Raw genomic sequence first — 15,028 nt, 5'->3', positions numbered from 1 at the left:
AATGCCAGCCTGTCAAAGCTGGCATTTTTTTTAGGAAAAAATGTCAGTTTTATAAGCATGGCACAATTTCTGAAACTAAACAGAACATTAAAAAACGTATAACTAAAATAATATAAAAATCATGGCCTTAAACATTAAACCGCTTTCAGATCGCGTACTTATCGAGCCAGTAGCAGCCGAAACCAAAACTGCCTCAGGTATTTTTATTCCGGATACTGCGAAAGAAAAACCACAAAAAGGAACTGTAGTTGCAGTTGGAAACGGATCTAAAGATCACACTATGACCGTTAAAGTTGGTGATACTGTCCTGTATGGTAAATATGCAGGAACAGAATTAAAACTGGAAGGAACTGATTATTTGATCATGCGTGAAGATGATATTTTAGCGATAATCTAAAAAAAAAATTACGATTAAGTTCTCAGTATTAAAAATTAAGACTAATGTAACTTGAAACAAATAAAACTTTAAAGAAAAATTAAAAATGGCAAAAGATATAAAATTTGATATTGAAGCACGTGACGGTTTAAAACGCGGTGTTGATGCATTAGCAAATGCTGTAAAAGTAACTCTTGGACCAAAAGGTCGTAACGTAATTATCGGAAAATCATTTGGTGGACCAACAGTTACCAAAGATGGGGTTTCTGTTGCAAAAGAAATCGAATTAAAAGACGCATTAGAAAATATGGGTGCGCAAATGGTTAAGGAAGTTGCTTCTAAAACTAATGATTTAGCGGGCGACGGAACTACAACCGCTACTGTTTTAGCTCAGGCTATCGTAAAAGAAGGTTTGAAAAACGTTGCTGCAGGTGCAAATCCGATGGATTTGAAACGCGGGATTGACAAAGCTGTTGAAGCTATTGTTGCTGATTTAGCTAAACAAGCAAAAGTAGTTGGAAGTGATTCTGATAAAATCAAACAAATCGCTGCTATCTCTGCAAACAATGACGAAGTTATTGGTGAACTAATCGCTACCGCTTTTGCTAAAGTTGGAAAAGAAGGTGTTATCACTGTTGAAGAAGCGAAAGGAACTGACACTTTCGTTGACGTTGTTGAAGGAATGCAGTTTGACAGAGGATATCTTTCTCCTTACTTCGTAACAAATCCTGAGAAAATGGAAGTTGAATTAGACTCTCCATACATCTTATTATATGACAAAAAAGTATCTTCTTTAAAAGAATTACTTCCGGTTTTAGAGCCAGTTGCCCAATCAGGAAAACCATTATTGATTATTGCTGAAGATGTTGACGGTGAAGCACTTTCTACATTAGTAGTAAACAAATTAAGAGGTGCTCTTAAAATTGCTGCTGTTAAAGCTCCTGGTTTTGGAGACAGAAGAAAAGCAATGTTAGAAGATATCGCAATCTTAACAGGAGGAACTGTAATTTCTGAAGAGAGAGGTTATACACTGGAAAATACTACTATCGAAATGTTAGGAACTGCCAAAAGAGTTTCAATTGATAAGGACAACACAACGATTGTAAGCGGCGCCGGTGAAGCTGACATCATCAAAAACCGTGTGAACCAAATTAAAGGTCAGATGGAAACGACTACATCTGATTACGATAAAGAAAAATTACAAGAGCGTTTGGCTAAGTTAGCCGGAGGTGTTGCAGTTCTTTACGTTGGTGCTGCTTCTGAAGTTGAAATGAAAGAGAAGAAAGACAGAGTTGACGACGCTTTGCACGCTACTCGTGCTGCTGTAGAAGAAGGAATTGTTGCTGGTGGTGGTGTTGCTTTGTTAAGAGCAAAAATTGCTTTAGCCGACTTGAAAGCAGACAATGCTGACGAAGCAACCGGAATTCAGATTGTTTCCCGAGCTATTGAATCTCCATTAAGAACTATAGTTGAAAATGCAGGTCTTGAAGGTTCTGTAGTTGTGGCTAAAGTTTCTGAAGGTTCAGGTGATTTTGGATATAATGCAAAAACTGATGAATATGTAGATATGCTTACTGCGGGAATTATCGATCCTAAAAAAGTAACTCGTGTAGCTCTTGAAAACGCTGCATCTGTTTCAGGAATGATCTTAACTACAGAATGTGCATTAATTGATATTAAAGAAGAAAATGCCGGAGGCGGAATGCCAATGGGAGGCGGAATGCCGGGAATGATGTAATCCCTTCTCTTCTTAAAACTTTAAAACGCCAGACAAAAATCTGGCGTTTTTTTTATATTAAAGGATTAAAAGATTTAACAGAAGAAATTCAGAAATTATCTAATTATCTAATTGACACATTATCTCATTCTTAAGATACCACTTTGTAAGTAGGATCTTCAATCACATTCACATTAATAACGGCATCTGCGTTTTTCAACAATTGCCTGCAGTCTTCGCTTAAATGTTTCAGTTCAACAACTTTATTTGACTGATTGTATTTTTTAGTCAGATTATTTAAAGCTTCAATCGCTGACATGTCCGAAACGCGGCTTTCTTTAAAATCAATTATGATATGATTAGGATCATTTTGTATATCAAACTTCTCCATAAAAGCAGTTACTGAACCAAAGAACAGAGGTCCATATATCTGATAATGTTTTAAGCCGTTTTCATCAATATAATGTCTTGCACGGATTCTTTTAGCGCTTTCCCAGGCAAAAACCAAAGCCGAAATAATTACGCCAATTAAAACCGCCAAAGCCAGATTATGCAATAGAATTGTAATTATAGCAACCAGAATTCCCACAAAAATATCGTGTTTGGGCATTTTATTGATAATTTTGAAACTTGACCATTCAAAAGTAGTAATTGCCACCATCATCATTACGCCAACCAACGCAGCCATTGGCAATTTACCAATTACAAGAGCTCCAAAAAGTATAATCATTAAAATAGTCAAAGCGCCAATAATTCCCGAAAGTCTGGCTCTTGAACCCGCTCCAAGATTTACCAGAGTCTGAGCAATCATCGGACAGCCTCCCATTCCGTAGAAAAAACCATTTAAAATATTCGAACTTCCCTGTGCTATACATTCACGGTTACTATTTCCTCTTGTTCCTGTAATTTCATCGACCAAATTCAGCGTCAGCAAACCTTCGGTCAAACCAACTGCGGCAACAATCACCGAATATGGAAATATAATTTTAAAAGTTTCAAAAGAAAATGGAATCTCCGGAATATGAAACGGAGGGAATCCGCCTTGGACAGAAGCAATGTCTTCTACAGTTTTGGTTTCGATATTAAAAACAATTACCAAAGCAAAAACGACCATAATGGCCACTAAAGAAGCCGGAACTGTTTTTGTAATCTTCGGAAAAATTAAAACAATAGCAATTGTCAAAGCAACTAAACTCAGCATAACATATAAAGAAGTTCCCTGAAGCCAGAAAACCTGACCATTTACAACTGTTTTAAACTGTTCCAGCTGCGACATAAAAATCACAACTGCCAGGCCATTTACGAAACCAAACATAACAGGCTGCGGAACCAGTCTAATAAACTTTCCGAATTTAAAAAGTCCTATGCAAATTTGAACTACACCCCCTAATGCAACAGCTGCAAAAACATATTCTATTCCGTGGGATTTCATTAAAGCGATTAAAACAATAACAGTAGCTCCTGCACCTCCTGAAATCATTCCTGGCCTCCCACCGAATATTGCCGTAACCAAGCCTGAAATAAAAGCAGCGTACAAACCAACCAAAGGCGGGAATCCTGCTAAAATAGCGAACGACAATGATTCCGGAATCATTGTCATTGCTACAGTTAAACCTGCTAAAATTTCATTTTTATAATTGACCTTTTGGGTAAAATCGAAGAGTTGGAAAGTTTTTTTCATAATGCACAAATGTAAAAAAATATGCCTTAAGAAGAATCTTTAAATTTAAAACTATAAATTCACAATAAAAGGAACTATTTCAGTCCATATTAAATTACTGTTTCTTTTTAAATAAAACTGCAAGTGCACCAGTTGACCACAGCGCCAAAAAAATCAAAACAGGCTGAAAAAACAACCGTATCAAACGGGCCTGATCTGTGTCAAGTCCAAATGCAGAAGTCCCGTTTACATATTGTGCGATATTCCCCGGAAAAATTAAGATGTAAAATATAGCAAGTGCAATTCCGACTTTGACTTTATACTTCGTCAGAAACAGCATTGCCAGCCCTAATATGATTTCAACGATTCCTGAAAGTATCACAACTAAATCCTTACTAAGAGGAACCCAATCAGGAACCTGTGCCTGAAAATCTTCTCTCTGAAAAGTAAAATGACCTAACGCGGCTGTTATCATAAATATCCCTAAAACTATTCTAATGAAATCCTGAAATTTTGATGTATTTGTATTTTCCATGATTAAGATTATTTTATAAGTAAAAAAATTATAAACAAATTTAAAGCATTAGCTGACTGAAATGTTTACAAGCTTACTGAGACTTATTATTTTATATCCATATAATCGTTAAACATTCAAAGCAAGATTTTCACATTACTCTACAACTTAAAACGCTCATTAAAAACAAATTAATTTACATTCTATACTAAAATACCGTACAAATACTTATTCTTATTTTTTTTAAAATCAGTAATCTTGTTGAGAAAATGTAAAATATATTAATGTTAGAATTTATGGCAATAGAAAATTACTTTATTGGAAAAGATAAAAAGGAAATTTTTATAACTGTTACGGTTTCTACACATGGTATTGCTGTGACCGAAATAAAATTGATTATTAATGGTAATATATTTAACAAAGGAGCCTCATCAAATGGGGCCGGATTAGTGAGTAAAACTAGTTTGGGCTTCGCTTCGCAATTAGATGGAGGCAGTATAAAAATTGAAACTGATATCGTACTCACTAAAATTCCTAAAGCTGCCTGGGAAAGTTGTTTTAAGAATTTACAGATTCATTATTATTTAGAAGGTGGAGAAGCAAATCAAAAAAGTCCATTTGAATTATTACCTACTGAAAAAAAGAAAAGCACTAGTGGTGAAACTATAATCGGAACAAAAAAAATCAACTTATTAAGCAGATAAGAGATTATATTCAAAGACAAATGTTAACTTATATGAAATATATTCTCATTTTAATAGTATTGCTGCTGGGTACATTTTCACATCAAGCACAAAATGTTGAAATTAAAGATTTGAAAAACCTAAACTCTCCGGGATTTCAAATACTCGACATAGCACCAAGTACCATAGACAGACCCGCTAATCCTAAAGCATTTGCTGCAAGTATAATGAGCTTAACTAATAATGGCACGGCAATACCTAAGAATTTCGCATTAGAAGTAAACCCTTATTGGTATTTTAAACCTAAAAACGCAAGTGTTTTCCAATATTTAAATATAAAAGATGAAGCAGGCAAATCAAATACATTTACAGGTATATTTAATAAAATGAGTATTTCCTTAGCTTCCGTCTTCAGTGATTCTACTTCTGGCAGTTTAATTAAAAATACAAACTATATCGCTTTTGGTTTAAAAACAAATCTCATTACTTACAGAAACGAAAAACAAAATCAGAAATTAAAAACTGCCCTGGCAAACTTTTCTGAGAGAATAGTAAACTTACGTCCTAATCAAAAAGAGGTTGATGCTCTCGACATAGAATTAAACAGTACAGACAACAAAATTAGAGAATTGTATAAAAAACTAAAAAATGAAAATGATGATATTGCAAAAGACAGCATTAATCTGGAATATCAAAACGCAATCACAAACAGAGCAATTATTCAAAAAAGGATAGATGATTTTGAAAATCAGGCTCCTGATTTATTAGAAGAAAGCATTAAAAAGGATACTCTAATTCAAAATTATTTAAAAGAATTAGATGATCTTCCTTTACTCCAGGTTGATTTAGCATTTGCTTATTCAGAAGCATTTCCGGATAATACAACAAAAAACAAACGTTTCAACAGAAGTGGTTTGTGGATGAATGCTGCACTGAACGCCTTTAGCATTGACAAAGCTGAACTAAATGACAATCTAGCATTTATATTATGCACGAGATTTATAAGTGACAATGTATTGGAAGAGGGTTTCTCAGATGTATTTAAACGTGAAAATGCATTTGATTTAGGTTTTAAATTAGAATATTCTATCAAGGATTTATCAATTTCGTTTGAATATATAAAAAGAGATTACTCAGACAGAAGTAATTTAAATAGTGAACGAAAAGTGGGAACAGTACAATATAAAATAAGTGACGGATTATATGTAACAGTTGCTTATGGAACTAATTTCGGAATTGACAAAAACCTTTTTACCCTATTTGGAATAAATTATGGATTCGGAAAATCGTCATTAAACTCACAGAATTAAATAAATGCTGATTTCAATATTTTAAACGGAATTAAATGAAAAAGTTATCACTATTATCCAGTTGGGTGGATTAATAATTTTAGTATTTCACAAAAAACAGGTATTTATACGTATAGCCAGAATCAAAATTAGTTTTATTCTTGCACAGAATAATTTTAACCATCATTTTTAGTTATCCGCAAGGAATTGTAAATGAAGAACTTTTTTGGAATAATTAGTGAGATTTAAATCCGTAAAAAGATTAGAATCTCATTTTTTATTTTAGCCCTTATCTAAATCATTGATTTTTTACAATCTATAGAAAACGATAATGACTATGTCCAATGCCTGGCCACGATTGACTTTGATGTGGAATCCGGGCTGCTTGTTTTAACATCCAAATAATCCAGTTATTTTTCTCTTTTCCAATACACACATTATCGAGTTTGGTATTTTCAGGTATCAAAACCATAAATTACAAAACTGAAATCTTCAGATTCTTCTATATTTTAAGGCATATTCATTTTTAAAAGCCTCATTTAGAAATATGAATTTAATTCAAAATCATAAGACACAAAAACAGAAGCTTAAAAAGGTTATTACAGAAAGAAAATTAAGTGCTAAAAACATCAATTATTAGTTGATTTTTATAGCTTTGCAAAAATCCACATTTTCCAGATACCTTAAAAGACAAATTATAATCCTCATGCCAATGCGATCTATTATTTCGACATTTTTATTTTTGATATTTGCCTGTTCAAATTCTCACGCTCAGCTTAGTTCTGACAAAATATTTGAAAGTTTTAAACAGGGAGAGCGCACAAATTGTTCGTCAATTGCTTTTATCAAAGCTTCCTTAAATATATATGGTTTGGACAATCTTTTTATTACTGAAAAATTAAACGACAGTTTATATCAGATAACGTTAAAAAATAATGCTACGTTTAAACTGAAAACTGATGAATTAAATAAAGCTGAATTTTCTGCCGGATTTGTATTTATCAAAACGAATGAAGACAGTAAAAAAATCACAGAATATGCCGTATTGACTTATGCGGTGATGGCAAAATACAAGCAAATTTTAGACAAAGAAAAAACTTTTGATAAGGCTCTGGAAGATTTAGAAGATGGGGAAATACACACTCCGACTATCTATAAATACTTAGGATTCCAAAAAGGGAAGCACGTTGAAGAACTAAAACGCCTTTCAGGCAGCGAATTTTGTGGAGTTGTGGCATGGTCAAATGCCCATGCTGTTTTTGTTTGTGAAGATTTTATGGATTATTATGGTAACAAAAAAAGTTTGTGGGATAAGTATCCGGGGCGTTTCAGAATATTAAAATCATAAATAAAACTTATACAAAATACCACTCAAAATCAAATACGGGTGGTATTTTTTGTGTTTATTAATACCTTTAAAATTAAGTTTCAAAATTCATATGACACGAGAACATTATATTCCTTTCAACAAGGAATTCTTACTCGATCAACAAATAGCTTGTTTCTCTGAAAATCAAAAAAAAGCAGAGGAATTTAAAAAACTATTTGACATCATCGAGCATTATTATCATTTTGAAGCTTTTAATCTTAATCGAAACCTCAAACAAAACTACGCCTTATTCGATCCGGATTTAAGCGAGGATGAACGCAAAAAATATGCAGGCAAAAGTGACTTTTTGACTTTTAAAAAAACACTCTTAAAAGTTTTAGAACATGGCAACTATAGACGTGTAGAGCAGGAAATATTGGACAAAGCCTTTAAGGATTCAGATTTAATTGGTTTAAAGCTTTCAATAGATTTAAATGCTTTTAAAGAATACGAACTGTATGTTCGCGGTCATCATAAAACGAAAGAAATAATTAAGAAATATATTTTCTGGAAGAAAGAAATAGATATTGAATATTATGATCGTGTTATGATTTACCTGAATTATAACGAAGCCGATTATTTAACGAAGCAAAAAGTAAGGCTGGGAAAAATGCCTGCTGATCCCGGATCAATCGTATTAAAAATCTTTAAGCGTGTTCCTAAAAACGACCTTGAAACGATTTTTCCAAATGCGATTCCCAAAATGTCTGCTACAGACAAACTTTTGCTTTGGGTTCCCGGAATTTTGGGTGGTATTTCATTATTGAGCGCCAAAGTAATTCCTGCTTTGATTAATATGTATGAAGCATATCAAACAGGCGAAGCTATTGATTTGCTGAACAGTAAAACTTCCTTAAATCAGGGATTAATTGCATTGGGAATTTTATCTGCTTATTGTTTTCGCCAATACAATAATTTTGTAAACAAGAAGATAAGATATGCTAAAATGCTTGCTGACAGTTTGTATTTTAAAAATCTGGGGAATAATAGCGGTGCCTTTTATTCGCTTTTAAATTCATCTGAAGAAGAAATATTTAAGGAAACTATTCTGGGATACTCTTTTTTATACAAAAGTAAAATTCCTTTAAGCGCTGAAGAACTTGACAATCAAATAGAATCCTGGTTTAAAACTAAACTCAACACCGAGCTGGATTTTGATGTAAAAGATGCACTATCAAAATTAAAAAACCTCGGACTTGCAATAGAAACTAACAGCAAATGGGAAGTCATACCAGTTGAGAAAGCCCTGATAAGGATTGATAAATTATGGGATGAGGCTTTTAACTATAATAATCAGAGATAAATTTATTTTAACTTAAAAAACAATGTCTTGGATTGTAGAATTCTATGATCGAACATTTTGAAAACAAATTATTTTATAAGGCAATATCTAAATATTTTAACAATTAGAATCCAAAATTAAAATTTTAAAAAATAAAAAAATAAAAACAAGTATTTTGTCGTTTTATTTTGCATTTTGTCGATTTATTTAGTAATATTGAGCCAGTTAAAAGATTTGAATTGCTATAAAAAAGATAAATTAATACAATAATCTTTATATTTTATAGATAATACATTTAAAAAAATACTACATAAAGTTAAAAAAATAACTTTATTTAAAAAATTAACAAATTATTGCTATAAAAAAGATTATGACAAAAAAAATGCTTCTTAGCCTGTGGATTTCGTTTCTTATAATAACAATTATCGTGTTAATTTTGGAAAAATGGCTTCAATCAGTCTATTGATTTTCATGTCAAACTCAAACAAGTGCTTACTAAGCCAATAAAAAAAAGAGAACCATAAGGTCCTCTTTTTCTTTTTTAATCTTATTCTGTCTCTAATTCAATAAAATTCTCCGCTGTTTCTCCCACAGTTACCAATTCAGGCTTAGAAGCTTTAAGTGCATTGAATCTTTCTAATTGCTCTAACTCTTCTTCTTCACCACTAAAATAAGGAAACACATCCATGATTGGTGATTCTGAAATAGCCGGAATGGTATAATCTCCCATCGTGTTTTTCATTACAGAAACTGTGTTTTCATAAGCTTCCTTAACATCATTTGCCTGTACAAGTATATACATGTTCGTTTTGCGTTCTTTTCCGCTTTCCTCATCAAAAGCAACTAAAGAAACTTTTGATTTAAACCAACGGTCTGCATTTTCAAAGGGATGAATTTCTGCATAATTTGCCACTTTTATATTGGTAATTTTAAATTCTTCACTCACATATGCCTTCATTTCTTCATTAATTCTGCTTTCTGCTTCTGTATAAGATATTGCATCTACCAAATAAGGTTCTGTTGTAACCTTTTGCGATCCAATATCATCCGTTTTTCTGTATTTTACTTTGCATTCATACCAAATTGCACTCATTTCTTTTGTTTTTTTAAGGAAACCAAAGATAGATTTTCGCTTAAAAAAAAACGACTATTCGAAAAAATAGATATTCACAATTTTAGGATAAGGAAACGGATTTTAGAATTAACTCAAAACCCGAAAATATTTAATAGCTTTGGTAGAATTCTGAATCAAAAAAAATGAAAACATTAGAGCAATGGTTTAAAGAATATGCAGTTAGCCATCAAAATCCAAAAAATAAGGCGATCCATTATATATGCGTTCCAGCGATTTTTTTCTCAATTGTTGGTTTATTAATGAGTATTCCCAGTAATTTTATTTCGAACACATTATCACTAAATGCTCCGATTATAGAAAACTGGGCAGCTGTTGTGTTGATTTTTGTACTTATTTTTTATATCAGACTATCTGTTTCGATGGCAATTAAAATTGCGCTTTTTTCAGCAATTTGCCTGATTGCCAATTATTACATCTCACAATTTGTTCCTTTGTGGATATTTTCAATTGGCTTGTTTATTATTGCCTGGATCGGACAATTTTATGGTCATAATATTGAGGGCAAAAAACCTTCTTTCTTAAAAGACCTTCAGTTTTTATTAATTGGTCCGGCATGGGTTGTAGAGAATATATTTTCTAAAAAATAAAAATTAAGATCATTCTTCCTTCCAAACCTGATTCAGTTAGAAACTTGCCTACTTAATACGTGTGCTTTACAAAATTGATAATGGATTTCGAAGTAAGTTCCGGATATTGATGATGTGGCGCATGGCCCGTTCCACTATAAACAATCATTTGCGCATTGGTCATTTGACTGAAAACCGCATACCAGTTTTCTACTGCGAAGCTTATATCGTGATCTCCGCAGATAATTAGAATTGGTGTTTTTGTTTTTTTCAGCTGCTCTCTAAAATTCAATATATCTTCTCTAAAACTTTCCCCTCCATTAAAATAACCCTGAAAGACTTCCATCGTGGATGGAATTTTCTGAATATCTATGTTTTTATAAATCCTATCATGTGATGCCTTTGCAGCTGCAAGACTAAAAGCCGATTTTGGTTCAAAAAACAGAAGCACTTCATCCTCAAAATCATTTATAGGTTTAAGGGCATGGTCTAAAAAAACCTGCTCTAAAGGAAACTCATTTTTACCTGGAGGATTTGTTCCTACCAATACGGCATGTGTTACCAAATTCGGATACAACAATGTCGCTGCCTGTGCTACTAATCCGCCATATGACCAGCCCAAAACGATAGCTGTGTCTAATTTTAACGCATCAGCAAGATCTTTTACATCTTTAGCTACCAATACAATATCCGGAGCCAAATTTCCGGTTGAAGAACCAATTCCGCTATAATCAAATGTAATGACATTGAATTTTTTAGCCATCGCCTTGATAAATAAGGGATCCCACGTATCAAGCGTACCTCTAAAACGGTTTATAAAAATTATTGCGGTTCCTTTACCATAAGAGCGGTAAGCAATTTTCCTGTCTCCTAAATCAGCAAAACTTGTTTCTGTATCATAAATTTTTTTCATAAATATAATTTAAGGATTATGCATTCCACTCACTATAAATAAAATCATACTCATCAGGTATTTGCAGAGTTAAAATTCAATCTGTTAAATATAGCAAACATATTTAACCTTAATATTAATTAATTGTAATTCAATATATTAAAATACAATTAACAATAAGCAGTTATAACCAAAACATTCTAAAGCCCTAACTTTTACAAGCAGCATACAACCATGAAGGCTATAATAATGAATTGGGACGTGATATTATTTAGTTCTGCACTAAAATTTAATTCTATTGAAAAAAGCCTTTATTCTGTAGATTTCAATAACATTATTTTAAAACATTTTTTGAAGCAAAAGAACTAAGAGGAAATCAAGGGAAATAATTTCCCGATAGACCGCCAACGAAGAACCCTTGAGCAAATAATGATTTTCGTTTATGGTGAAAAGGCTTTATCCGAAATAGTAAAACTGGCAAATTAAAGAATGGCAAATCTATCACACAAGTTTGAGTGAAATGCTCAATCTGGAAAATTTTCATAAAATGGATTTGTCACTTTAAGGTTTATAAGAAAGAATAATCAATTCTATCATATAAAATTCTTTTTTAAATCATTGACCTTAGCCCAGACAGCAACGAGTATCCTTTTTATGGCGGCGTTCGCCTTAAAAGATAAAGCAAACGACTAAATTAACTATAAAAAAAGGACAAAAAAGAAAAATCTTTTTTGTCCTATCCAGTGACCGCGGAGGGGTTCGAACCCCCAACCCTCAGAGCCGAAATCTGATATTCTATCCAGTTGAACTACGCGGTCAAATATTTAAAACTCCAAATCAATATTAGAGTTGGAATATGGAATTTATTATGAAAGCAACTTTTTCACAATTGTCGAAATTGTCTTTCCTTCAGCAGTTCCCCCTAATTGCGCAGAAGCTAACCCCATAACTTTCCCCATAGAAGCAATTCCTGAAGCACCTGTTTCTGCAATAATTTTAGCCACTACAGCTTCTACTTCTTCTTCAGTTAATTGAGCTGGCAAAAATTTTTCGATTACAGCTACTTGTGCTAATTCCGGTTCAGCTAAGTCCGGACGGTTTTGCTCTGTAAAGATTCTGGCACTTTCTTTACGTGTTTTTACTAATCTCTGAAGTAGTTTTATTTCTTCATCTTCAGTTAATTCTTCCTTAGATCCTGATGATGTTGATGCCAATAATAATTCAGATTTAACAGCCCTTAAAGCTTCTAAGGCTACTGTATCTTTCGCTTTCATGGCTGTTTTAATCTCTTCCATGATTTGTACCTGTAAACTCATCTTTTATTTTATTTAGATAAGCAAGCTGCTTATCATTGCTATATTAATTTTGATTATTATGACTTCGTTTGTAAAAATAACAAATCCTTAAAATATCTATATAAAAAAGTCAAATTTTAAATTCTGTGCGAAGATAAAAAAAATAACCCGAAAATTAAATCCAATTTTCGGGCTATCCAAATATTATGATTTTTTAAGACTAATCTACATTGTCGTGCAAGAATGAATTATTTGAACGCAATTGCAAATCATTATTACTGTCTGTTCCAACTGAAATTCTTGAATTGGTATTATTTGATTGCGAATTCGACAAATCGATTCCTAATCGTTTATAAGCCGGTTCTTTTTCAAGCTCATCGATTCTCGAAACATTGTTATGGAATTTATAATTAAACTCTTTTAGTTTCTTTCTTCTTTCTTCCGCTCTTAAACGCAATGTTTCTTCAATTGTCAATTCCATTGGAGAAACATTTGAAGTGGTTGAAAAATCAGGCTCGCTTGCAAACTCAACTCTTGGTTTCAATGTGATATTTAATTCTTCAGGAACTACATCTTCTATCACTTTTTCAACCGGTTTTGATGCCATTAAATCATTCTCAACCTCCATATATTCTTCTAACGAATATTTTATGATTCCATTTTCAGAAAGTTCTGTAACCGGAACAAACGAAACTGGATCATTAACTTTTATGTTACGGGTCTCGTTTGTTAATTCGAATAAAATTTTATTGTCCTCAACAACTGTTTCTTTCTTTACTTCAGGCTCGGCTCTAAAAAGAGGCAAATCAAATGAAAAAGTAGTTTGTTCCTGTTTCTCAAAAGTTCTTTGCGGAGCTTGTTGTGTTTCCTGAAAAGACTGGACTTCCGGAGTTGAAATTGTAAAATCAATATCCGTAATTGGCGAAACGATTTCAAAAGTCACATCAAGATTTTTGATAAACTCTGACATTACCACTAACTCTTCCTGATTCATAGCTGGAGCAACCGGAGCTATCGGGGTTTGCATTACCGGAGCAATTGTATCTTCCATTAAATCAAAAACAACTTTTTCTTCTGACTTTACAGTAGGCGTTTCAGCATTTAAATCAAAAGAAGTAAGCGGTCTGTTTGTTAGATTATGAACACTTCTTTGCTCATCTTCTAACGTATGAATAATTTTTTTAGGCTCTGTATTTACGATTTCGTTTTGTTGTTCAACATCAAAACCAGTTGCAATAATAGTTACAGCGATAGCTTCCCCCAGAGATTCGTCTTCACCGACTCCCATGATAATATTAGCATTATAACCTGCTTCTGCCTGAATATGGTCATTGATTTCTCCAATTTCATCCAGCGTAATTTCGTCTGATCCAGAAACGATAAGCAACAATACGTTTTTGGCTCCTGTAATTTTGTTGTCATTTAATAATGGAGAATCCAATGCTGAAACGATAGCTTCTTTAGCCCTGTTTTCGCCGGCAGCAACAGAAGACCCCATGATCGCTGTTCCACTGTTTGACAAAACAGTTTTGGCATCACGCAAATCGATATTTTGAGTATAGTGGTGCGTGATAACTTCAGCAATACCTCTTGAGGCTGTTGCCAAAACTTCATCCGCCTTAGAAAATCCTGCTTTGAAACCTAGATTTCCGTATACTTCTCTTAATTTATTATTATTGATTACTATTAAAGAATCTACTTGCTTGCGGAGCTTTTCGATTCCTAAAAGTGCTTGTTCCTGACGAACTTTCCCTTCAAACTGAAAAGGAATTGTCACAATACCAACTGTCAGAATTTCTCTCTCTTTTGCCAATTGTGCAATTACCGGAGCAGCTCCTGTACCTGTTCCACCCCCCATACCAGCGGTGATAAATACCATCTTGGTATTGCGGTCTAACATCTTTTCGATATCAGCAATACTTTCAATAGCAGATTGTTGCCCTACATCTGGATTAGCTCCTGCTCCAAGGCCTTCTGTCAAATTCACCCCTAATTGAATTTTGTTTGGAACAGCACTGTTTTGTAATGCCTGTGAATCAGTATTACAAACGATAAAATCCACACCTTTTATTCCTTGCTGGAACATGTGATTAATTGCGTTACTTCCGCCCCCGCCTACGCCTATTACTTTGATTACATTTGATTGGTTTTTTGGTAAATCAAATGAAATGCTTCCAAATTCTGAGTTGCTCATCATCTTTTTGGTTTTTGAAATTCTTATTTAATACATTTTTTACTTCCTGACTTGGG

The 15,028-nt window shown here is 33.1% G+C and carries 13 protein-coding genes and 1 tRNA gene; 7 read left to right on the top strand and 7 right to left on the bottom strand.

From position 1 onward, the window contains the following. Positions 1–121 precede the first annotated feature (121 nt). Together GXM17_RS05530 and groL are read left to right on the top strand one after the other, a co-directional pair. On the top strand, positions 122–397 hold the full coding sequence (locus GXM17_RS05530; protein ID WP_012023920.1) for a co-chaperone GroES: 276 nt from the start codon (positions 122–124) through the stop codon (positions 395–397). 85 nt (positions 398–482) lie between these two features. Next, on the top strand, positions 483–2,114 hold the full coding sequence (gene groL / locus GXM17_RS05525; protein ID WP_163398285.1) for a chaperonin GroEL: 1,632 nt from the start codon (positions 483–485) through the stop codon (positions 2,112–2,114). 130 nt (positions 2,115–2,244) lie between these two features. Here the strand turns inward: groL and GXM17_RS05520 are convergent, their stop codons facing one another. Both GXM17_RS05520 and GXM17_RS05515 read right to left on the bottom strand, forming a co-directional pair. Continuing rightward, entirely contained in the window at positions 2,245–3,774 is a 1,530-nt protein-coding gene (locus GXM17_RS05520) for a SulP family inorganic anion transporter (protein ID WP_163398284.1), read from the bottom strand. Positions 3,775–3,868: 94 nt separating this feature from the next. Beyond that, positions 3,869–4,288, bottom strand: coding sequence for a DoxX family protein (locus GXM17_RS05515; RefSeq protein ID WP_163398283.1), 420 nt, complete (start codon positions 4,286–4,288; stop codon positions 3,869–3,871). 275 nt (positions 4,289–4,563) lie between these two features. On the opposite strand from GXM17_RS05515, the gene GXM17_RS05510 reads away from it, so the two are divergent. The 4 genes from GXM17_RS05510 (at position 4,564) to GXM17_RS05495 (ending at position 8,911) form a co-directional block, all read left to right on the top strand. Further along, positions 4,564–4,971 carry a hypothetical protein gene (locus tag GXM17_RS05510; RefSeq protein WP_163398282.1) on the top strand — a complete coding sequence of 136 codons (408 nt, stop codon included), beginning with the start codon at positions 4,564–4,566 and terminating at the stop codon, positions 4,969–4,971. 32 nt (positions 4,972–5,003) lie between these two features. Further along, entirely contained in the window at positions 5,004–6,260 is a 1,257-nt protein-coding gene (locus GXM17_RS05505; protein WP_163398281.1) for a hypothetical protein, read from the top strand. A gap of 691 nt (positions 6,261–6,951) precedes the next feature. Then, on the top strand, positions 6,952–7,587 hold the full coding sequence (locus GXM17_RS05500) for a hypothetical protein (protein ID WP_163398280.1): 636 nt from the start codon (positions 6,952–6,954) through the stop codon (positions 7,585–7,587). A gap of 91 nt (positions 7,588–7,678) precedes the next feature. Further along, on the top strand, positions 7,679–8,911 hold the full coding sequence (locus GXM17_RS05495; RefSeq protein WP_163398279.1) for a TMEM143 family protein: 1,233 nt from the start codon (positions 7,679–7,681) through the stop codon (positions 8,909–8,911). Between the two features lie 526 nt (positions 8,912–9,437). On the opposite strand, the gene GXM17_RS05490 is transcribed toward GXM17_RS05495, so the two are convergent. After that, on the bottom strand, positions 9,438–9,983 hold the full coding sequence (locus GXM17_RS05490) for a DUF4494 domain-containing protein (RefSeq protein WP_163398278.1): 546 nt from the start codon (positions 9,981–9,983) through the stop codon (positions 9,438–9,440). A 164-nt stretch (positions 9,984–10,147) separates the two neighbouring features. Here GXM17_RS05490 and GXM17_RS05485 point away from each other — a divergent pair, with 164 nt between their 5' ends. Further along, positions 10,148–10,612 carry an Mpo1 family 2-hydroxy fatty acid dioxygenase gene (locus GXM17_RS05485; protein ID WP_163398277.1) on the top strand — a complete coding sequence of 155 codons (465 nt, stop codon included), beginning with the start codon at positions 10,148–10,150 and terminating at the stop codon, positions 10,610–10,612. A 52-nt stretch (positions 10,613–10,664) separates the two neighbouring features. On the opposite strand, the gene GXM17_RS05480 is transcribed toward GXM17_RS05485, so the two are convergent. From GXM17_RS05480 to ftsZ, 4 genes are all read right to left on the bottom strand, one after another. After that, on the bottom strand, positions 10,665–11,504 hold the full coding sequence (locus GXM17_RS05480) for an alpha/beta fold hydrolase (RefSeq protein WP_163398276.1): 840 nt from the start codon (positions 11,502–11,504) through the stop codon (positions 10,665–10,667). A gap of 723 nt (positions 11,505–12,227) precedes the next feature. Further along, positions 12,228–12,301, bottom strand: a tRNA-Arg gene (locus GXM17_RS05475). A gap of 48 nt (positions 12,302–12,349) precedes the next feature. After that, positions 12,350–12,799: a GatB/YqeY domain-containing protein gene (locus GXM17_RS05470; protein WP_163398275.1), complete on the bottom strand. Its 450-nt coding sequence runs from the start codon at positions 12,797–12,799 to the stop codon at positions 12,350–12,352. A gap of 199 nt (positions 12,800–12,998) precedes the next feature. After that, positions 12,999–14,975: a cell division protein FtsZ gene (ftsZ, locus tag GXM17_RS05465; protein ID WP_163398274.1), complete on the bottom strand. Its 1,977-nt coding sequence runs from the start codon at positions 14,973–14,975 to the stop codon at positions 12,999–13,001. Between the last annotated feature and the right edge of the window lie 53 nt (positions 14,976–15,028).

Origin of the sequence: Flavobacterium fluviatile, from assembly GCF_010645065.1 — a bacterium.
Taxonomy (GTDB): domain Bacteria; phylum Bacteroidota; class Bacteroidia; order Flavobacteriales; family Flavobacteriaceae; genus Flavobacterium; species Flavobacterium fluviatile.
This window is presented reverse-complemented; position numbering and strand designations above follow the sequence as displayed.